Below are 21,687 nucleotides of genomic sequence, written 5' to 3'. Positions count from 1 at the left end.
TTATTTAGTTCCAAACAATCTATCACCAGCATCTCCAAGTCCTGGCACTATATATCCATGTTCATTTAATTTTTCATCTATTGATGCTAAGAAAATATCCACATCTGGATGAGCTTCTTTTACTGCCTCTATTCCTTCTGGAGCTCCTACTAAGCACATTAATTTTAAACTCTTAGCTCCTCTTTTCTTTAACATAGTTATTGCATCTATTGATGATCCGCCAGTTGCTAGCATTGGATCTACTACTAATACATCTCTTTCAGCAATATCTTGTGGTAATTTGCAGAAATATTCAACTGGTTGAAGTGTTTCTTCATCTCTATATAATCCAATATGGCCTATTTTAGCTGCTGGAATTATATTTACAACTCCATCTACCATTCCAAGACCAGCTCTTAGTATCGGAACTACAGCCATCTTCTTTCCTGCTAATACTTTGCACTTTGTTGTACAAATAGGAGTTTTTACTTCTACTTCTTCCATACTTAAATCTCTTGTAACTTCATAAGCCATTAACATAGAAATTTCTTCTACTAACTTTCTAAATTCTTTAGAACCTGTTTTTTCACTTCTTAAAATAGATAGTTTGTGTAATATTAATGGATGATTTATCTCTGTAACTTTGCTCATTTTATATTCCTCCAACTTTCATTAAATCATTTTTTATTTAGCTTTTGTTATTTTGAGTATTTTTTCTCAATTTCTGATATCTTATCAATTCTTTTTTGATGTCTTTCACCTTCAAATTCCGTATTTAAAAATGTTTTAACTATATCTAATGCAAGACCTGTTCCAACAACTCTCTGTCCCATAGTTAATATATTTGCATTATTATGTTCTCTAGTAGCATGTGCACTAAAAGTATCTGAACATAGGGCTGCTCTTACTCCTGGAACCTTATTAGCTGCAATACCAATACCTATTCCTGTTCCACATACTAATATACCAAAGTCATATTCCTTATTTACAACTGCTTCTGCAACTGGAAGTGCAATGTCTGGATAATCACAAGACTCTTCAGAATATGTTCCAAAGTCTTTAACTTCGTAATTTTCACTGTTTAAAAACTCTATGATTTCATTTTTTAATCTAAAAGCACCGTGGTCACATCCTATAGCTATTTTCATAACTCCTACCTCCAAAAATATTTTAATTATAATTTATTAATTATCAATGGGGACTATAGTGATTTTTAATACATTGATAATTAAATTTTACTAACGTTAATAATTATACCTCTACAATATCAAATCCTGCTGCTTTATTTAGTCTATTCATTATAGCGATTCCTACACCTTTTTGTTCAAAACTTTCTGCAAAAACAACATCCGCGCCAATATCATCACATTTTCTTAATGTTTCAAATAAATTTCTCGCTACAGTAGATAAGTCATTTAAACTTCCCAAAGAAATTTTGATTCCTTCACTATATTCTTTTTCATTTTCATCTACTGTTAATATGCAAACCTTTTTCTTCTTCTCTATATTATAATGTACCATTTCTTTTATCTTTTCAATAGTATTCTTTTTATTTCCAGAAACTATTGTAACTTTAGCTTTTGGAGCATAATGTCTATATTTCATTCCTGGAGCCTTTGGCTTTAAATTAGGTTCTGGCTTCTTCATTATTGCAGGGTCTATATTTATATTAGGATCTATTTCTCTAAGCATTTCTAGTGTAACTCCACCTGGACGCAAAACTAAAGGTGGATTAACTGTACAATCAACTATAGTTGATTCCACTCCTATATCACTTTGCTCTCCTCCTAATATACAATCTACTTTTCCATCAAGATCTTCAACACACCTTTGAAGATCTGTTGGGCTTGGTCTTCCACTTATATTAGCAGACGGTGCAGCAATTGTAGTCTCACTTAATTCTATTAGTTTTAATGCAATTTCATTATTAGGCATTCTAATTCCTATTGAATCTAAACTTGCACTTGTTTCATTTGGTACAATATCTTTCTTTTTTAATATTATTGTTAGTGGACCCGGCCAAAACTTTTCTACAAGCTTATTTGCAATTTGTGGTACTTCTTCAGCATATAAGTTAAGATCTTTTGATGATACATGTATAATAAGCGGATTATCTTGAGGTCTTCCCTTGGCTTCAAATATCTTTTTTACTGCTTCTGAATTTAATCCATCAGCGCCTAAACCATAAACTGTTTCAGTTGGAAATACTACTGTTCCACCATTTTTTATTATTTCTGCTGCCTCTTGTATTTCTTTTTCATCTTCACTAGCATTTTTTATCATACTAATTTTAGTTTTCAAAATCCTACCTTCTTTCTAGTTTACACTATCATTTGACCTCTCGCGATCTTTATATTTTGTATACTTTCATCAGTATAAACTGCTTTAACACAATTTCTATATATTGAATCTAATAATAAGTATTTTTTCAGTCCACCTCTTTTTATAACTTGAAAATAATATTTTTTATCTGGATTTTTTTCTTTTATCTTTTTGTAATACGGTTTTATTTGTGGATACCTTCTTAAGAAATTTTCTTCAACCGGTCTTAAGTATTTATTTTTAAAAACAACATTTGTAATTATAATAATCTCTAAATCATAATCACAGTTATTAGTATGTACTAACCAAACTTTATCACACATAAGCAAATTTTCTTTGGTTAAAATTCCAGTTTTAAACATCAGCCTATTATTCACACATCTATATTCAACCTTATAATAATTGAACTTAATTATAATTGACATGCATATTAATATTTCAATTATAATTAGGTATGATATATAAAATAAAGTGAATAAATTAGTGAATATTAAAATTATTGGAAGAATTAATGCTATCATAAACATAAGAATCAAAAATATCTTAAGTCGCTTTTTTTCTAGCTTTATCGCCTTATATATATCCATACAATCCCCCTAAAGCACTATAATTCAAACCATTGCCCATTAAAATGGGACTGTATCAAAATCTAACATTAAGTTAATTATTTTGTTACAATCCCCTTTTAATTTATTAAGCTTCTGTATTACCCATAAGTTTCATTTTTTCTGCTTGATCTGCTGTTATAAGAGCATTTATCATTTCATCCATATCTCCATCTAGGAATGATTCCAATTTATATAGAGTTAATCCTATTCTATGGTCAGTAACTCTTCCTTGAGGATAATTGTAAGTTCTTATTCTTTCACTTCTATCCCCTGTACCTACTTGGCTCTTTCTATCTTCAGCAATTCCGTCTGCTCTTTCTCTTTCAGCTTGTTCATACAATCTAGCTTTTAAGACCTTCATTGCTTTTTCTTTATTTTTTAATTGTGATTTTTCATCTTGGCACGATACTACAAGACCGCTTGGTAAATGCGTAATTCTAACTGCTGAATCTGTAGTATTAACGCATTGTCCACCATTACCTGATGCTCTAAATACATCTATTCTAATATCCTTATCATTAATTTCGATTTCAACATCATCAACTTCTGGAAGTACAGCCACTGTAGCTGTTGAAGTGTGTATTCTACCGCTTGATTCTGTATCTGGAACTCTTTGTACTCTATGAACTCCACTTTCATACTTAAGTTTTGAATATGCTCCATTACCTTTTACCATGAATACAACTTCTTTAAAACCACCAAGATCAGTTTCATTTAAACTCATTATTTCTACTGCCCATCTTTGATTTTCTGCATATCTTGTAAACATTCTAAATAAATTATATGCAAATAATGCTGCTTCTTCTCCACCAGCACCACCTCTAATTTCAACAAAAACATTCTTTTCATCATTAGGGTCTTTTGGTAATAATAATATTTGAATTTCTCTTTCAAGTTCTGCCTCTCTAGCTGTAAGTGATGAGATTTCTTCATTTAACATCTCTCTCATCTCTTTATCACTTTCCATAGAAAGCATTTCCTTATTATCTTGTAAATCTTGTGTAACTTTTTTATATTCTCTATAACTATTAACTATTACTTCTAAATCAGCATGCTCTTTACAAAGCTTTCTCCATTCATTTTGGTTTTGCATTATTGATGGATCACTGATTTTAACTGATAGTTCGTCATATTTATTTTCTATAAATTCTAACTTATCTAATAACATGTAATCACTCCGTACTCTAATTTTAGCATTTATATATTATATCACAAACACTATATCTTTATCAATCAACTCTAGTATTAATTGACGTTCCAATTACAATTCTGTCTAAACCTGCAAAATCTTTAATAATTTTAACATCTTTAAAATTGTTTTCTATCATTAACGATTTTACTTCATTACCTTGATTATAACCTATTTCAAAAGCTAATATTCCATTTTCCTTTAATACATCCTTACTTTGCTTTACTATCTTCTTATAAAAATCCAAACCATCCTTACCACCACTTAAAGCAGTGTGTGGCTCATATTTTTTTACATCATCCATAAGATTTTCTATTTCATGTTCTTCTATGTATGGTGGATTAGAAACTATCACATCATAAGTCTTGTTATCTTTTATTGCTTCATCTAACAAATCACTTTTAATAAACTTTGCTGAATTTTCTACATTGTTATTCTTTATATTAATTAAAGTTACTTTCTCAGGAATATCATAGTAATCTACTAAATCAACAAATATACTTTTTCTATTGTGCGCTAATGATATACCAATTGCTCCTGATCCACAGCATAAATCACAAACATTCATATTTGAATCTTCTGGTATAAGCTTAAGAACTTCATCTACTAAAATTTCTGTATCTCCTCTTGGAATCAGAACACCTTCTTCAACATAAAAATCAAGCCCCATAAAATCACATTTCTTCAAAATATATTTTATAGGTTTCCTATTTTTGCGTTGTTCAATTAATTCCATAAACTTTTCTTCTTTATCTTTAGATACATTCTCTTCTTTATGAGTTATTAAATATAATCTGTCTTTTTCGATTACGTATCCAAGTAATAATTCAGTATCCAATCTCGCTGTGTCTATTTTTTCTTCTTTTAAAATATTAGTTCCATAAGTTATTAGCTTTTCGATAGTTTTTTCAGGATCTTTAATTCCTTCAGCTGCTTTTAGAGCTGCAATTGCGACTTCAATTTGACTATCATCCGGTTCCTTAGTTGTCAATAATTGAAGCTTTAACCCTGGATAAGCTATGATTTTAGCTAAATTCCCATTATTTCTTCCTAGAAATCTTATTAATTCATAACTTACGCCTGTAACAACTGGAATTAAAATTATTCTTAATAATAATCTTTCTAAAAGACTCCCCCATCCTGTTAATGAAAAAATTAAAATACTTACAATCATAATCAAAAACATGAAGTTGGTTCCACATCTTGGATGCAGCCTTGGCTGCTTTTTAACATTCTCTACTGTCAATTCTTCCATTGCCTCATAACAAAAAATAGTTTTATGTTCTGCGCCATGATACTGAAACACTCTATAAATATCTTTCATTTTACTTATAAGAAACATATATCCAAGCAATAGTATTATTCTTATACATGCCTCTATAAAGTGCAGTCCAATATTAGATACTCCTGTAAACTTAAATAATGAAGCAATTCCTGTTGGAAGTAACATAAACAGTCCTATCGCGAACACAAATGAAATAATCATTGTCACGCCCATTATAAAATCATTTGCTTTATCACCTAATTTATCATCTAACCACTTTTCAAATTTTGATGGCTCTTCATCTTCATCATCTTCAAAAAATGAAGCCGAATAATTTAAGCAATCCATTCCAATTTTCATAGAATCTATAAGTGAAAAGAAACCTCTAACAAGTGGTAACCCTAGTATTTTATACTTTTTCGTTAATGGTTTTGCATTTTTCATATCTATTTCAATTTTTCCTTTTGGAGTTCTAACAGCAGTTGCAAGGCCTTTATTACCTCTCATCATTACGCCTTCTATTACCGCCTGACCTCCAACATCACATCTTTTCATAAATTCATCACTACTTTCACATTATTTATTGTAACTTATATTTGTAGTAGCACTCTCCACATAGCGATTCGTAATTAACATCATTTTGTTCATCAATGGCAATTTGTTCACCTTCAAATACAAATTTATTGTTTATTTTTCTTCCATTAAAAATAGCTTTTTTACCACATGCACATATAGTCTTCATTTCTTCTATACTATGTGCTATAAGTAAAAGTCTTGTACTTCCTTCGAATCCATTTCTTTTAAAATCTGTTCTTAGTCCATAACATATTATCGGAATATTTAAAGTAACAGCGATTTCAAATAGCTCATCTATTTGAGCTTCTTTTAAAAATTGAACTTCATCTACTAATATACAATCTATTTTTTTATTCGCATTTAATCTTTCCTTAATTATATCAAGTACATTATCATTTTCATCTAACAATAAATCTACTTTTCTTCCTACACCTAATCTAGAAACAAGCGTGTCACCACCTTTTTTATCTACCATAGGTTTTATTATTAGAACTTTCATCCCACGTTCTTCATAATTATACGCTACCTGCATTAGATGCGTTGATTTTCCTGAATTCATAGCACCATATCTGAAATATAATTTACTCATCTAGTCGTTCGCTCCTTATTTACTTTTCATACTCGATTATAGCATTTAATAATAATCATAAAAAGAACTTTATTAAAATATATGTTATTCAATTATTGGATGTTTAATTTCAACCATTGTTCCTTCTCCAAAGATACTTTTAAACGTTACTCCATATTCTTTCCCATACATTAACTTTATTCTTTCATTTACATTAAAGATACCATATCCAAGTTGATCATCTTTTATATTTCCAGATTCAAGCATATCGTTTATTGCCTTTAGCTTTCTTTCATCTATTCCTTTGCCATTATCGCAAACTGAAAAGTATATCATATCCTCACTCTTCTCAGCAATTACTACAACTTTCCCATTTCCTCGTTTTTCCTTTATTCCATGATAAATAGCATTTTCAATTAACGGCTGTAATATCAATTTTATGACTTTATATTTCAGAATTTCTTTATCAAAATGTATCTCATAGTCTAATTTCTCCTCATATCTAATTTTTTGAATTCTTAGATAACTTGTAATATGATTCAATTCATCATTAATTGTTATAATTTCTTTACCTTTGCTTAGACTTATTCTAAGCAAATTAGTAAATGATTCTATTATTTCAACTATATCATTTTCTTCTTTTTCTTCTGCCATCCATCTTATAGTATCCAGTGTATTGTACATAAAATGTGGTTTTATTTGAGCCTGAAGTACATTCATTTCTGCTTTTCTTTTTTTAGTTTCTTCTATCTTAATTAATCTTAAAAGATTTTTTATTTCTTTTACCATACTATTGAAAGAATCTCCAAGATCGCCTATTTCATCATTATATTTTCTATTAAAATATACATCTAAATCTCCATTTTGTGCTTGTCTCATAAGACTTTTTAATTTATAAATTGGATTAGCTATGCTATTTGTAAATACAATAGCTAAAATAGTAGAGAATATTAATGCTATTCCGCCTATAGCAAATGATATCATAGTTATACTTTTTATAACTTTTAAGCTTTCCTTTTCTGGAAATACACCAACTGTTTCCCATCCTGTATATTGAGATGTATTTTTAGTCAGCTGATAATTTTCACCTTTAATTTTTTTAGTTATTATTTCATTACTAATATCTTTTATCCACTCTTCTTTAATTCTATAGACAATATCATTTACAGGGGTATATACTATTTCACTATCTTTATCTACTATAAATACGAAACCTGCTATCCCAGGTTTTGAATTCTCAATAACATTCTTTATGACATCTAACTTAATATCTATTAATATTACACCTATAATTTCTTTAGTTTCGTAGTCTATTACTGCTTTTGACATTGAAAAAACTTCATCTGCTGAATATTTAAAAATATTATTTATATTTCTACCAATTGGCTTAGTATATATATGTATATTTTCCGGATCTTCAATTGACGTTTTATACCATTCTTCATTAGTTAATGAATCTCTAGATACCTTATTCATGACATCACTTATATATCCACCATTCATATTAACGACCATAATTCCAGCTATTTCCGAATTAAATTTAGTAAATCTATAAATTGATTTATATGCTTCATCCTCAATATTATGATTTTCTTTCTCATTGTCATTAAGAAACTTTAATATTCTTGGATCTGTTGACATATAATTAATTATATTTTCAGATTTCTCTACATAAAAATCTATGTTATTACTTATTTGTTTTATTATTTGGTTAGTATTTTCATTTTGTGATTTATTTATAGATTCTCTATAAGCTAAGTTCCCAAAATATGTTATAGTAAGAGTTAAAGTTAATATGATTCCCAAAAAATATATTATCAATTTTTCTCCAATACTTTTGTTCATAAAAGTTTTTTTTAGGCTTATCATAATAACTCTTCCTCCACCATATATGTTCATTTTAAATCTTTCAATTATGAATATATGTTTATTCTAACATAATATTTTACATTATTATAATAATATAGAATCATATGTTGAAATAAATAAGTCATTCTAAATTCAGTAATGCTTGTCTAGAACATTATTAAACTCAGAATGACTCTATTAAACCAATTTAAATCAATGCTAAATCTATTAAGTTTTTCTTCTAATACTTTGGCTTTATTGTTTAAATCTTCTGCTTGTTTAGCAATATCACTTATTTTATGCATCTGGTTTCCCATTGACACAGCAGTCTTACTAGTTTCTAATACTGATTTTTTTGATATATCATATATATCATTACTTGAATTTACAATAGAATTATTATATTCATTCATTTCATTAACAGATTCATTTATATCCTTTATTATATCAATAATACAATGAATTGATTTTAATATGTTATTAAATGATTCATTTACATGTTTAACTGAAAGAAATTGTTCTTCCGATACGTCTTTAACACTTTTCATTATACTAACATTCTTATTAATCTCATCTTTTATAGACATTATTATATCTGATATATTTTTTGTTGCTTCATCTGATGAGTCTGATAATTTTTTAATTTCATTTGCAACTACTCCGAATCCTTTGCCTGCTTCTCCCGCCCTTGCTGCTTCTATTGATGCATTAAGTGAAAGTAAATTAGTCTTTTTTGATATATCCCCTAATATCTCTAATATTAAAATAATTTTTCTTATATCCTTTCATAAAATCCTCCTTAAAATAATGTAATCCTAAATATCATCTATCTAAATAGTCGATAAATGCAGAACCATTATTATAAGGTTCTGCATTTATACACATCTATTTATTAATGTAACTAGTCTTATGCAAGAAATAGCATAAGATATTCTAAGTCAACCTGTTATCTTTATATCCTGGTGTAGAATCAGATGTATATGCTAAATATATTATTTACATTTGCCAATTCAGTATATCTCTAAGTTGCTATACTTTTTCTTTTTTCATCTTGCAGAACAATAACTCTTTGTAAAACTATAAAAATAAATAGTAGCATACCTACAGCAATTTTTGTCCACCATGAATTTAAAGTACCATCAAACATTATTAAAGTTTGAATAATTCCAGTTGTTAATACACCGAATAATGGTCCTATTATATTTCCATATCCACCTGTCAATAATATTCCACCAATTACACAGGCTGCAATTGCATCCATTTCCATGCCATTACAATGAAGTCCGTATCCTGAAAGTGTATATATGGTAAATAGCAATCCTCCTAAAGCTGAACAAAATCCTGAAAATGTATATACAAGTACTTTTGTTTTTTCAACAGATAATCCCATTAGTTTAGCTGAAGCCTCATTTCCACCTAATGCATATACGCTTCTTCCAAACTTAGTGAATTTAAGCATATATACTGCTACAAGTAAAACAATCAAGCTTACAACAACATTTATTGAAATAAATGCTCCTGGCAATATTGGGATTCTGAAAGATGATATCTTACTGAAAGTTGGATCATTTATTATTATTGTATCTATACTAATCAAGTAACTAGCACCTCTTGCAAAGAACATTCCTGCAAGTGTTACTATCCATGGATGTAGTCCAAATTTTTGAATCAAAATTCCTTGAACAGTCCCAAATATTATTCCAACTACTAATACAATACCAATAACTAAAAACGGATTAAGACCTTTTTCTAAGAGACTTGCAGTAATCATACTAACAAATGCAATCATTGCTCCAACAGATAAGTCTATTCCACCAGTTAATATTGCTACAGCCTCACCAATTGCTACAACAATTAAATATGCATTATCTATAAATAAGTTAGCTATTACTTGTGATGAAAAAAATCCTCTATATTTTACCGAACCTATTATGAATAACAATAAAAATAGAGCAACAGTAGCATATATTGAGATATTATCTCTATTTAGCTTTATTTTTTTGGTATTCAATCCTTTTTTATTCATGCTTTAGCCACCTCCCCTTCTTTTACATTATTATTTGATATTGTTACTTTCTTAGTATTTATCATTTTTTTAAACTGCGGAGTCTGAATTGTACATACCACAATAACAACTATAGCTTTAACAACTAATGTTATTTCTGGTGGTACTCCTAAACTATATATAGTTGTTGTTAATGTCTGAATAAATAACGCCCCAACAACTGTGCCTCCTAAATAGAATCTTCCACCAGACATTGATGTACCTCCAATTACCGTTGCCAAAATCGCATCAAGCTCAAGCCATAATCCAACATTGTTAGCATCAGCACTTTTAATGTTAGAGCAAAGAATTATTCCAGCTACCCCGGCAAGTAAACCACAAATAACATAAAGTAAAAATACTATCTTTTTAGATTGTATACCAGCATATTTACATGAATTGCTATTTACACCTATAGATTCAATGAATAATCCTAATGAAGTTCTTCTTATTAAAAAATACATTATTATTCCAATGATTGCTGTGATAAATATTGCAACTGGAAGTAATATATACCCTGTTCCAATAAAAATGAATCCCTTGTGTGTAAATGTTAATATTTGTCCTCCAGTAATTAATTGTGCTATTCCTCTACCTACAATATATAAAATAAGTGTTCCTACCATTGGCTGAACTCCAATATATGAAACTAATAATCCATTCCAAGCACCACATATAATTCCGCAAATAATACCTACAATTACTGCTATCGGAACAGAACCACCTCCAACAATAACTGTTGCTGACATGGCTGCACTTATTGCAATTATTGAACCTACTGATATATCAATTCCTTGTGTTGCAATAACTAAAGTCATTCCCAAAGATATAATAATAAGCGGCGCTGCACGATTTAAAATATCTATTGTGTTTCCAAATAAGTGACCATCCTTCATGCTAATTTTCAAAAAGCTTGGTGTCATTATAAAATTAAATAGAAGCAATACTATAAGACTTATTAAAGGCCAAAATATTTTTGATTTATAAAATTTTATAAATAAGTTATTACTATTCATATTATATTGCACCTCCTGCTATTGTTTTCATTATGCTCTCTTCTTGGATTTCATCGCCAATTAATTCCCCAATAACATTTCTATCTCTAAGTACAACTACTCTATCACAGCATTTAACTACTTCTGAAAGTTCTGATGAAATAAATAAAATAGTCATTCCTTGTTTAGCTAGTGCTAAAATCAATTCTGTTATTTCGCCTTTTGCACCTATATCTATACCTCTAGTAGGCTCGTCTAAAATCAATAGTTTAGGATTAGTTGCCAGCCATCTTGCAAGTATAACTTTTTGTTGATTTCCTCCACTTAAATTGCTAATCTTTTGCTCCATACTAGGTGTCTTTATTTTAAGCAAATCAATATACTTTTGTGATATTTCCTGCTGCTGCTTCATTGGTATATATTTAAATATTCCCTTATTTCCTTGAAGTGCTAATATAATATTCTCTCTTATTGTTAAATCTCCTATTATTCCTTCAATCTTTCTATCTTCTGGACAAAATCCAAAGCCTTCTTCTATAGCTTTTTTAGGATAGATATATGAATATTCTTTTCCATTTATATTTATAGTACCATTTGTTGATTTATCTACTCCAAATATAACCTTTGCACTTTCGCTTCTTCCTGATCCAAGCAATCCAGCGAATCCTATAACTTCACCCTTCTTTATATCTATGCTGAATGGCTTTATAGAACCTATTCTTCCGAAATTCTTTGTTGTAACTAATGTTTCAGTTAGATTTTTATTAACTTCTTTTTTTATCCTATTAGATTTAACTATCTCACCATAATCTTTTCCTATCATTTTAGATACTAAATCTATTCGTGATAACTTGTCTGCATCATAAGTTCCAACTAATTCTCCGTTTCTTAAAACTGTTAACCTATCTGATACTTCATAAACTTGATCTAAAAAGTGAGTAACAAATATTATTGACATTCCTTCTTCTCTAAATTTTTTCATAATTTTAAATAATTGCTTTACTTCATTTTCATCTAAACTTGAAGTTGGCTCATCAAGAATCAGTATTCCTTTTGACATATCTACAGCACGTGCAATAGCAACCATTTGTTGTATTGCTACAGAATAATTATTCAATGCCTTCTTAACATCTATATCTAAATTCAATCTCTCTTTCAAAAGTTTTTCTGAATCTTCATTCATCTTTTTCCAATCTATAAAACCACCTTTAACAGGCTCCCTGCCAATAAAAATATTTTCAGCAACTGTCAAATTAGGACATAAATTAACTTCTTGATATACAGTACTTATTCCGTGTCTCTGTGCTTCTTGAGTTGACGATATTTTTATTTCTTTTCCTCTTAAAAATATCTGTCCTCCATCTATTTCATAAACGCCTGTTAATACCTTAATAAGTGTAGACTTTCCTGCCCCATTTTCTCCCATTAACGTATGTATCTCACCACTCATTAATGTAAAATCTACATTTGATAAAGCTTTAACACCTGGAAAAATTTTAGTAATACCTTTCATTTCTAAAACTACTTTAGAATCATTCATATATATCTCCCTCCTACAACTTGTACGTACTACTATTTTTTATATAGGGGCTGGATGTAAATCCAGCCCCTATGCATTTATATTAATATTTTCTATTAGGTAATTCTTTTTCAGCATCAGCTTGTAAGAATGTACCTTCATTAGATTTTATAACTCTATCAGGTTCTTCACCATTTAATATTTTTTCTGAAACTTCTAATAATTGTGGTCCTAACAACGGATTACATTCTATTATAGCATTTGATTTGCCTTCTGCCATTAATTCGAACATATCTTTAATACCGTCACATGAAATAATGTAAATATCTTTTCCTGGTTCTAATCCATATTCTTCAATAGCTTGAATTGCTCCTATTGCCATGTCATCATTGTGAGACCATAAGACATCTATGTTATCACCATCAGATTTCAAGAAAGCTTCCATAACTTCTTTACCTTTAGCTCTTGTAAAATCACCTGTTTGTGATTTTATTATTTTATAATTAGGAGCTTTTTCTTCAATAACTGCATTAAAGCCTTTTTGTCTTCCAACCATAGCTGTTGAGCCAACTGTTCCTTGAAGTTCTGCAATATTTAATTGTGCATCTGCCCCAAACTGATCAATTACAATTTGAGCTGCTTTCTTTCCTTCCTCTTCCATATCTGAACCTAAGAAACATCTATAAAGTGAATCATCAGAAACTTGTACATTTCTATCGACTATTACTACTGGAATATTAGCATCTTTTGCTTCTTGTAATACTGTGTCCCATCCTGTTTCAACAACTGGATCTAATGCAATTAAATCTACCTTTTGTGCAATAAAGCTTCTAATAGCTTTTATTTGATTTTCTTGTTTTTGTTGACCATCAGAGAATTTTACTTCATAGTTTGAGTTTAATGTAGGTATTGATTTAATAGATTCTGATTCTGCAGTTCTCCATCCACTTTCTGCACCAACCTGTGCAAATCCGATTATTCTTTTTTCAGATCCACCAGAACTTGCTGAACTATCTCCTGATGCACCACTATTTGATGCTCCTCCACAACCTGCAAGCATTCCTACACATAATACTACCCCCGCTATTAATGATATCACCCTTTTTAATTTCATAACTTAACTCCTCCTAGTATTTGTATTTGTTTTCGTTTTCATGAGTTAATTATATAATTTTTTTTAGGTAATGTATTTATACAATTTGGATATTTTGTGCACTTTTGGGGTATTAATTTATTTTTAAATTCTAATTGTAGAATTACTCTTTTGTTATGATCTTCCATTTTAATATAACTTTTTTAGGAACCTCTTCTTTATTCAATATTTTTATAGCGTAGTCTATAGCTTCTTTTCCCCCAGTTGGACATGTAAAAGTTCCATACAAAATCCCTCTATTTACCAATTCAATTCCTCCATTATATCCAGGAAGACCATCAACTCCTATTATCTTCACATTATCTATTCCCAGTTTTTCTAGAGCATTATATGCACCCAATGCCATATAATCACTATGGGCAAAGATTACATCAATATCACGTTCCTCCTTTATGATATTTTCTATCTTATCTTGTGCAACATCTTTTTGCCATTCAGCTACAACAGTTCTTTCAATGTTTATATTTTTCTCATTCTCTATTACTTCCTTAAAGCCCTTACTGCGTTCTTCATCCGGATTAGAGTTTAGAAAGCCTTGTATTTCAACAACATTAGTTTTTTTACCTTTACATGCTTCCACTACTAATTCTCCTGCTTTTCTCCCTATAGCCTCATTATCAGATCCGATATATAATGTATAGTCATACCCTTCAACCGCTCTATCTAGCATGATAACTGGTACAGATTCATATGCTTTTTTAACAACAGATTCTAACTTTTCAGAATCATTTATGGATACAATTAATAAATCAGCACCAAAATCAATAAGATCCTCTATATCTTTTTTTTGCTTGTCCGTATCTCCACCAGCATCTTTGTATATAACTTTTATATTATCATACTTTTTTGCTGCTTCTTTTATCTCATTATACATGGATATTCTCCAAGGCTCATATAAATTTGCTTGAGACATTCCAATTACAAATACCTTATTAGAATCATTATCTTCTATAATATTTATTATGAATTTACTTGAAAAAATTATGATACATATTAAAAGTAAAATTGAAATTATCACTTTTTTTTTATTCATACACATCTAACTCCTCCTATATTCTGTTGGAGATATTCCTTTTATCTTTTTAAACGCTCTACAAAAATAATGTTGATTGCTATATCCAACTAACTCTGCAACATCATAAATTTTTATTGTGGTATCCATCATAAGAATTATAGATTTTTTTATTCTTATATCAGTTAAATATTCAACAAAGGATAATCCCGTTTCTTTTTTTAATAACTTACTTAAATATGATGGGGTAACTTCTAGGTTTTTAGCAATATCATTTATATTGATATCACTAAGATAATAATTCGTCTCTAAGTAATTGATTACATGCAAGACTAATTTGCTATATTTCTTTTTATTCTTTATACACTCTAAAATTTCATTATAGATAACTTTTGTTGACAATATTCCTTCATCTGTATTTTTTTGTTCAAGTATAACATCAAATTTTAAATATAAATTTATCTTCTTTTTTAATTCTCTTTTATAGGCGATCCATTCTGATACATCAGTTATTTCTAATATAATAATTATATTATCATTATCATCAATAGATATTATCTTATTAGAAATGTCTTTAAAATCTTCATTTACAATATTTTCAATTGCAAACTCTATCAATCTATCATTCCATTTTTTATTATATCTAGATTCTGAATTTTTGTTCATTGTACTTATTAAGATCATTCCAATATTATTATCAAATCGTTTTCCTAAAAAATTTAAATCCTCTAGCATTTCTTTGTCCGATAATTTATTTGATAACCATTTACTAAAAATAGTATTTTTAAAGTATTCTAAATTTGTATCTAGTTGCTTATTAGCCCATTCTAAATAATTTTTATCTTTCTGATCTTTTTCAATCTTATCTAACGCTTTTCTTATAACATTCTCAAGTTCATTCTTATTTACTGGCTTTAAGATATACTCCAAAACATTGTATTTTAATGCCTTTTGTGCATAAGAAAATTCATCATACCCACTTATAATTATAATACTTATTCTAGAGTCTATTTGTTGTATCTTCTCTAACAATTGAATTCCATTTAAAAAAGGCATATTAATATCTAATAGCATAATGTTAATATTATTATTTTGTATTATTTCTAATGCTTGTTCACCATCTTCTGCTTCTACTATGTCACATATTCCGTATTGTTCCCAATTAATAATTCTTCTTATTCCTTTTCGTATTTTAGGTTCATCATCAGCAATAAGTAACTTCCACATAAGTTTCCTCCTAAACTGTATCTTAAGTATAATAATATCATTCTTATAGTTTTTATGTAAATATTTTATAAATATTATATTTATTTCTTCAATAGTCAAATATAATATCAGCTCTATATGAAATATACACTTAAACTTACTTATATATAAAAATATTTTATATATAATAAAAAAGAGAACTGGTTATTTCATGAAGTTGCTGATAATCTCTTAAGCCAAGATTTCTCTTTAATTAATATTAATTACAATAATTTAATAAATTAAATTCTTTTTTATGACTTGGCTATATCATTAAATACATTTTTTCATTTAATTTACACATNATAATAAAAAAGAGAACTGGTTATTTCATGAAGTTGCTGATAATCTCTTAAGCCAAGATTTCTCTTTAATTAATATTAATTACAATAATTTAATAAATTAAATTCTTTTTTATGACTTGGCTATATCATTAAATACATTTTTTCATTTAATTTACACATAAATTTAGAATTTGGATTTATTGACGCTACATAATTATCGTGCTATAATCAAATAGTTATGAATTCGTGAAAGAGGTGAAAAATATGAGAGAAGGCATACATCCAGAATACCATCACGATGCAGTGGTTAAGTGCGCATGTGGAAACACTTTTACAACTGGTTCTGTTAAAGAAGAACTTAAAGTTGAAATATGCTCTAAATGCCACCCATTCTTCACTGGTAAGCAAAAAATCGTTGATGTTGGCGGTAGAGTTGACAAATTCAATAAGAGATTTGGTCTTAAATAAGACTTTTTTATTGAAAATAAAAAAGATTAATGATATAAAATCATTAATCTTTTTTGCTTTATCTCTTATTTTTATTTTTTAATAATGCTGATGTATCAAGTATTTCAGTTTTGTCTTTCTTATTTTTTTCAGCTCTCTTCTGATGTTTAACTTGAGTATTTTCTTTATTATCTGTTTTTATAGAATCTTGTTTCTCATTTATCTTAACATCTCTTTCTATTACAGCCCTTTTTACTTTCTTATTTGTATGATTCTTATTAATTTTGAGATTTATCTTATTAATATATGTCCATAAATCTAAATTTAATCTTCTATAAACTATATCCAATAAAAATAAAAATATTGCTAAAATTACTAACGGTATTGTTAAGTTAACTGGCTTAATTGATGATTTCATTTCTCCTAAAAACACTTCTTTAGGCTTATTAATAAATCTTCCATCAAGTTCATTTACCAATGTATTTAGTTTTTCTTTGTTATTATTAAATTTAAATTCATTAGAATATTGAAGTGAGAGAGCGCCATTATAATTATTTATCACTTGTCCATCACTTTCTTCTCTTACATTAAAGTTATAAAATCCAAGGTCTTTTAATTCAACTCTTCCAACATACTTTCCTGGTTCTTTTTGTATTAATTCAAACTTTCCACTTTGATTATTTTCACCATTATAAACCGCATTTACTTTGGATCCATTTTTAGCAGAATCGGTATAGAATTCTACAACTGCCTCATTTCCATCCTGAGTAATTGAAAGCTTTCCTTCATTGCTAAGATCTTCTATTGTCCAGTAAATTATATTCTTTATTAATTGAGCACCCTTATCCCATGTTAAAAAGTTTCCACTCCACTGACCATTAATATCAGAAGTCCAGCTTGCACTCTTGCCTATTCCATATTGCCACACTGCAAGTATAGGCTCATCATGACTTGAACATAGAACTTCTATGGCCTTATCTTTTTTAGATGTTCCTACATATCCAAGTAATGATGGAATATAATTTTCATCTAAAACTCCATTCATCACTTCATTGTTACTAACAAGCTTAGGCGTAAATTCTTCATTAATAATATAAGTTCCTGTAGATAATAGTACCTCTTTTGCAAATATTCTAGGTATATCAGTAAATCTATCTGTATGATAAGTTCTTCCATTTCCTTCAGCTGCTAACTCATCAAGAAGATTTGAATCTGCATCTTCTCCAACAGAAACTGTTGATAGTGTTATTCCAGCATTATTTATGTTATTGAGTAAATCTTCATAATTGCTTAATCCAAATCCATCTTGGCCATCAGTTAAAAGGATGATGTGTTTTATTTTAGCATTACTTTCAGATTGAATTGCATAAGCTTCATTTAAAGCTGGATATATAGATGTTCCCCCACCTTCACCAATTCCTGAGATAAGTTCTTTAATTCCTTCTTTATCATTAACATTTTGTCTATCAACAACTCTTTGATATTTATCATCAAATGCCACAACACTTATTTCATCAGTTGACCTTAAATTATCCAATGATTTCATTGCTGCTTCTTTAGCTAAAGTTAGTTTACTTACACTTCCATCACCAGAACTCATACTTCCTGATTTATCTATTACAAGGCTTATACTTATTTTAGGTATTTCATTTTTTCCCTTCTTATACATGTTTACAGGTAATACTTTTTCCAAATTTGTATCTTTATATCCACCCAATGCATAAGAATTTTCTCCACCAAATGTAACTAATCCTCCGCCATATTCTTTAACGTAATTTTCTATGTTATCTACAAAACCAATTCCTAAATCATCAATATGAACATCACAAAGAACAATGGTTTTATATTGGAGCATTTCATTTAAGGTCTTTGGTGTAGCCTCTCCAGATATTACTGTAAATTCACTATTGGCTGCTTTTAACGCTTCTACTACACCTAAAGCACTATTTTTAGTTCCTTCTATTACTAAAATATTCGGCTTTGAAATTACATTTGTAAAGCAGCTATATTCATTATTTCTGCTATTATTATCTTTTTCAGGTTCTATCAAAACCCTATATGATTTAAATCCACCTGAAGTCTGAACATCTTTAAAGACAAATGTGTTTTCACCTTTTTGTACTTCTACCTCTTGTTCACCTTTTTTATCTCTTCCTGAAAATAGTGTAAGCTTAACTTTTGTCTGAATATTGGATTGTATCTTAGTAATAACTGAAAATTCTTCACCTATTGAAATATTATCAGGTACACTTACGTTATCAATATAAACTTCATCACCTTTAAAATTATCAACATTGTATACCTTCAAATCTACATTTTCTTTCTTAAGTAAATTGACTGTCTTTAGCATATCACCTTTATTTTCTTCACCATCAGTTATAAGAATAAGTCTTTTTGATGATCTTTTATCAAACAAAGAAAAAGATGAGTTTATCGCTTCTTCAATATTAGTTGCTATAGTAATCGGTGATGATTTAAATTCTTCATAATTTTTAGAAGCGTCCATGTATTTATCCACAGATGCATTGTCTCCAAACAAAATTACTCCACATTTATTGTGATTAGGCTGCTCTTTTAGTGAATTATCTATAAATTTCAACCCTTCATCTTTAAATTCACTCATACTTTCTGAGACATCTAATAAAAATATAGTTTCAATATTCTTTCCTTTTAAATTTATGGTTATATCAGAAACTCCTAATATAATAAGAATTAAAATTAATATTCTGCTTATTAATACAAGTTTATCTTTTCTAACTACTCCATTCAATTTCTTCGAAATCAAATAAAAAATTAATAACATCACCGGTATTAATACTAATGCATATGCTCTTGTTATTTCTATTCCCATAAGCGACACCTAATTTCCTTTTAAGTACAATATATATTCAGTGATTAATCCTATTAAAGCGAATAATAAAAGTAGTGGCATCAAATTTAACCCTTTTCGTAAAGTTTTGCTCTCATTTTCTAAATTGCTTGTTTGGCTTACAGCCTCACTACTAACATTACTTTCACTTTCTGATGGAAAATTAATAGAAAATGCTTCTTTTAATTTTTCTTCGCCACTTTGCTTTTCTATTACTCTATATACTCCAATCTCATTTACGTTATTATAATTTGAGCCTGGCATTATTTCTTTTACTTTTTTACTTGGCGATGTTATCTCTAAACTTTCTGCTTGTGAAGTTCCTTTTACTATAATATCTTCTCCACATTTATAGTTGTGTTTATATAAAAGTCCGCCTTCAATCAATTGCTCTCCTAATTCATAAATAAAAATAGGAAATTCCTTTTTAAGTGCAACATCACTATTATGAATATCAAATCCTAATGCTGCTATTTTTCTTCCATTGTTTTCTCCTAAAAATCCAATAACATCATCATTGACATTTAATAAAGCCTTACCATAGTATGGTACTTTGATATTTTTATAACTTGAGACTGTAAATTTCATATTTGAAACATATTTAGATAATGTATCTTTTTGTCCAACTGCTTCTCCCACTTTATTTTTATCTTCAACGCTAAAAAATTCATTAGAATCAGGATTTACAAATAGCACATTTCCACTAGAAGGTATACTTTCTGGAGTAACATTATCAAATATATATAAATCATACTTTTCATCTGTTATATTTGAGATATCGTTTGTTTTATATAATTCAATATTTTCTATGGTATTTAATGCTTTTTCCAAAAATACATTCTTTTCTGTTACTAATAAAACTTTTTTACTTTTTTCATTTTCTATAACATCATAATAAACATTATCATCAATTATTAAGTCCTTTTTAGATAATTCACCCTTAATATAATCTCCATCATAATTATCCAAAGTATAATTTAAAGTTATACTTTCTCCTTTTGGCAGATCTAAAGAAGTTACTTCTAGTAGTTGTGAACCATTATATAGCGAAAAATCTCCATTATAATGCTCTTCACCAGTATTAGTTATAGTAGCTATAACTTGAATTTCTTTATCTACAACTTTATGAGATATATTGCTTATAGCAGCATTTTCTCCACTGTTAGCTAAAGAAATAGTTCTTCCGTTTATATCTCCCAAATTAATATTTTTATCACTTATAATTAAAACTTCGTATCCACCAAGACCTTCCCCCATTGAACGTATGTAAGGCAATATTTCATTAATATCACCAGTACCATATCCTTGTTGTATGTCATTAAGACTACTTACAGATTCATATTTAGAGTTTCCATCATACTTAATTATGAAGTTATTGGTATCATAATTTATTGATTTAATATATTCTCTTGAAAGTTCTTTAGCTTCGTTTAATCTGCTTTTATCATCTTCATATAAAGTACTCATGCTTGCCGTATTATCTATAACAACAATTAAATTTTTATATTCTTTTCCACCAAACTTTAAAAAGGGCTTCATCACTGAGAAAATTAATATTAAAAATATTGCTATTTGAATAATCATCATAATATTCACTTTTAATTTTTCCCAAGGAGTATTAGCTTGTGTATTTTTATATGCTTCCTTCCAAAGCAAAGAAGATGATATTTCCTTTTCCTTATATTTTCTTTTTAATATATAAAGTAAAATTACTACTGGAATTATACTAAGTAATCCTAAGGGCCACAGATTTGTAATCCCCAAA

General features: G+C 28.5%; 18 protein-coding genes. 1 reads left to right on the top strand and 17 read right to left on the bottom strand.

What is annotated here, in order from left to right; translation table 11 throughout:
* The 15 genes from upp to BN2920_RS03710 all read right to left on the bottom strand — a co-directional run bounded on the left by upp (window position 1) and on the right by BN2920_RS03710 (window position 16,304).
* Complete coding sequence (gene upp / locus BN2920_RS03780) at window positions 1-630, bottom strand: uracil phosphoribosyltransferase (protein WP_058293703.1); 630 nt, start codon at window positions 628-630, stop codon at window positions 1-3.
* Between the two features lie 47 nt (window positions 631-677).
* Window positions 678-1,127, bottom strand: a complete 450-nt coding sequence (rpiB, locus tag BN2920_RS03775) for a ribose 5-phosphate isomerase B (RefSeq protein WP_058293702.1) — start codon at window positions 1,125-1,127, stop codon at window positions 678-680.
* A 103-nt stretch (window positions 1,128-1,230) separates the two neighbouring features.
* Entirely contained in the window at window positions 1,231-2,280 is a 1,050-nt protein-coding gene (locus BN2920_RS03770) for an L-threonylcarbamoyladenylate synthase (RefSeq protein WP_058293701.1), read from the bottom strand.
* A 20-nt stretch (window positions 2,281-2,300) separates the two neighbouring features.
* Complete coding sequence (locus BN2920_RS03765; protein ID WP_058293700.1) at window positions 2,301-2,888, bottom strand: hypothetical protein; 588 nt, start codon at window positions 2,886-2,888, stop codon at window positions 2,301-2,303.
* A 106-nt stretch (window positions 2,889-2,994) separates the two neighbouring features.
* Window positions 2,995-4,077: a peptide chain release factor 1 gene (prfA, locus tag BN2920_RS03760; RefSeq protein ID WP_058293699.1), complete on the bottom strand. Its 1,083-nt coding sequence runs from the start codon at window positions 4,075-4,077 to the stop codon at window positions 2,995-2,997.
* A gap of 61 nt (window positions 4,078-4,138) precedes the next feature.
* A complete protein-coding gene (prmC, locus tag BN2920_RS03755; RefSeq protein WP_058293698.1) occupies window positions 4,139-5,917 on the bottom strand; it encodes a peptide chain release factor N(5)-glutamine methyltransferase in 1,779 nt (592 codons plus the stop codon).
* 25 nt (window positions 5,918-5,942) lie between these two features.
* On the bottom strand, window positions 5,943-6,527 hold the full coding sequence (locus tag BN2920_RS03750) for a thymidine kinase (protein WP_058293697.1): 585 nt from the start codon (window positions 6,525-6,527) through the stop codon (window positions 5,943-5,945).
* 84 nt (window positions 6,528-6,611) lie between these two features.
* Window positions 6,612-8,375 carry a sensor histidine kinase gene (locus tag BN2920_RS03745; RefSeq protein ID WP_058293696.1) on the bottom strand — a complete coding sequence of 588 codons (1,764 nt, stop codon included), beginning with the start codon at window positions 8,373-8,375 and terminating at the stop codon, window positions 6,612-6,614.
* A gap of 146 nt (window positions 8,376-8,521) precedes the next feature.
* Window positions 8,522-9,094 (bottom strand): methyl-accepting chemotaxis protein, encoded by a 573-nt coding sequence (locus BN2920_RS03740; RefSeq protein ID WP_230131945.1) that lies wholly within the window; start codon window positions 9,092-9,094, stop codon window positions 8,522-8,524.
* 281 nt (window positions 9,095-9,375) lie between these two features.
* A complete protein-coding gene (yjfF, locus tag BN2920_RS03735; protein WP_058293694.1) occupies window positions 9,376-10,380 on the bottom strand; it encodes a galactofuranose ABC transporter, permease protein YjfF in 1,005 nt (334 codons plus the stop codon).
* Complete coding sequence (locus tag BN2920_RS03730) at window positions 10,377-11,414, bottom strand: ABC transporter permease (protein ID WP_058293693.1); 1,038 nt, start codon at window positions 11,412-11,414, stop codon at window positions 10,377-10,379. Before BN2920_RS03730 ends, yjfF begins: the two co-directional genes overlap by 4 nt.
* A 1-nt stretch (window position 11,415) precedes the next feature.
* The gene (locus tag BN2920_RS03725; protein ID WP_058293692.1) at window positions 11,416-12,933 is read right to left on the bottom strand and encodes a sugar ABC transporter ATP-binding protein; all 1,518 of its coding nucleotides are present in this window, start codon (window positions 12,931-12,933) and stop codon (window positions 11,416-11,418) included.
* 82 nt (window positions 12,934-13,015) lie between these two features.
* The gene (locus tag BN2920_RS03720; RefSeq protein ID WP_058293691.1) at window positions 13,016-14,026 is read right to left on the bottom strand and encodes an ABC transporter substrate-binding protein; all 1,011 of its coding nucleotides are present in this window, start codon (window positions 14,024-14,026) and stop codon (window positions 13,016-13,018) included.
* Window positions 14,027-14,168: 142 nt separating this feature from the next.
* Window positions 14,169-15,098: a substrate-binding domain-containing protein gene (locus BN2920_RS03715; RefSeq protein ID WP_058294302.1), complete on the bottom strand. Its 930-nt coding sequence runs from the start codon at window positions 15,096-15,098 to the stop codon at window positions 14,169-14,171.
* A gap of 6 nt (window positions 15,099-15,104) precedes the next feature.
* Entirely contained in the window at window positions 15,105-16,304 is a 1,200-nt protein-coding gene (locus tag BN2920_RS03710) for a response regulator transcription factor (RefSeq protein WP_058293690.1), read from the bottom strand.
* A gap of 566 nt (window positions 16,305-16,870) precedes the next feature.
* On the opposite strand from BN2920_RS03710, the gene rpmE reads away from it, so the two are divergent.
* Window positions 16,871-17,074 (top strand): 50S ribosomal protein L31, encoded by a 204-nt coding sequence (gene rpmE, locus BN2920_RS03705; protein ID WP_058293689.1) that lies wholly within the window; start codon window positions 16,871-16,873, stop codon window positions 17,072-17,074.
* A gap of 58 nt (window positions 17,075-17,132) precedes the next feature.
* On the opposite strand, the gene BN2920_RS03700 is transcribed toward rpmE, so the two are convergent.
* Both BN2920_RS03700 and BN2920_RS03695 read right to left on the bottom strand, forming a co-directional pair.
* Window positions 17,133-19,904, bottom strand: a complete 2,772-nt coding sequence (locus tag BN2920_RS03700; protein ID WP_058293688.1) for a VWA domain-containing protein — start codon at window positions 19,902-19,904, stop codon at window positions 17,133-17,135.
* A gap of 9 nt (window positions 19,905-19,913) precedes the next feature.
* On the bottom strand, window positions 19,914-21,686 hold the full coding sequence (locus BN2920_RS03695) for a BatA domain-containing protein (RefSeq protein WP_058293687.1): 1,773 nt from the start codon (window positions 21,684-21,686) through the stop codon (window positions 19,914-19,916).
* Between the last annotated feature and the right edge of the window lies 1 nt (window position 21,687).

The organism is Clostridium neonatale, from assembly GCF_001458595.1.
Classification (GTDB): Bacteria; Bacillota; Clostridia; order Clostridiales; family Clostridiaceae; genus Clostridium; species Clostridium neonatale.
Note: the sequence above shows the minus strand (reverse complement) of the source record. Positions and strands in the feature narration are given on the sequence as shown.

Coding starts and splice junctions, on each gene's coding strand:
- upp (WP_058293703.1), bottom strand. CDS start 630: ATGAGCAAAGTTACAGAGATAAATCATCCATTAATATTACACAAACTA.
- rpiB (WP_058293702.1), bottom strand. CDS start 1,127: ATGAAAATAGCTATAGGATGTGACCACGGTGCTTTTAGATTAAAAAAT.
- BN2920_RS03765 (WP_058293700.1), bottom strand. CDS start 2,888: ATGGATATATATAAGGCGATAAAGCTAGAAAAAAAGCGACTTAAGATA.
- prfA (WP_058293699.1), bottom strand. CDS start 4,077: ATGTTATTAGATAAGTTAGAATTTATAGAAAATAAATATGACGAACTA.
- prmC (WP_058293698.1), bottom strand. CDS start 5,917: ATGAAAAGATGTGATGTTGGAGGTCAGGCGGTAATAGAAGGCGTAATG.
- BN2920_RS03750 (WP_058293697.1), bottom strand. CDS start 6,527: ATGAGTAAATTATATTTCAGATATGGTGCTATGAATTCAGGAAAATCA.
- BN2920_RS03745 (WP_058293696.1), bottom strand. CDS start 8,375: ATGATAAGCCTAAAAAAAACTTTTATGAACAAAAGTATTGGAGAAAAA.
- yjfF (WP_058293694.1), bottom strand. CDS start 10,380: ATGAATAAAAAAGGATTGAATACCAAAAAAATAAAGCTAAATAGAGAT.
- BN2920_RS03730 (WP_058293693.1), bottom strand. CDS start 11,414: ATGAATAGTAATAACTTATTTATAAAATTTTATAAATCAAAAATATTT.
- BN2920_RS03725 (WP_058293692.1), bottom strand. CDS start 12,933: ATGAATGATTCTAAAGTAGTTTTAGAAATGAAAGGTATTACTAAAATT.
- BN2920_RS03720 (WP_058293691.1), bottom strand. CDS start 14,026: ATGAAATTAAAAAGGGTGATATCATTAATAGCGGGGGTAGTATTATGT.
- BN2920_RS03715 (WP_058294302.1), bottom strand. CDS start 15,098: ATGAATAAAAAAAAAGTGATAATTTCAATTTTACTTTTAATATGTATC.
- BN2920_RS03710 (WP_058293690.1), bottom strand. CDS start 16,304: ATGTGGAAGTTACTTATTGCTGATGATGAACCTAAAATACGAAAAGGA.
- rpmE (WP_058293689.1), top strand. CDS start 16,871: ATGAGAGAAGGCATACATCCAGAATACCATCACGATGCAGTGGTTAAG.
- BN2920_RS03700 (WP_058293688.1), bottom strand. CDS start 19,904: ATGGGAATAGAAATAACAAGAGCATATGCATTAGTATTAATACCGGTG.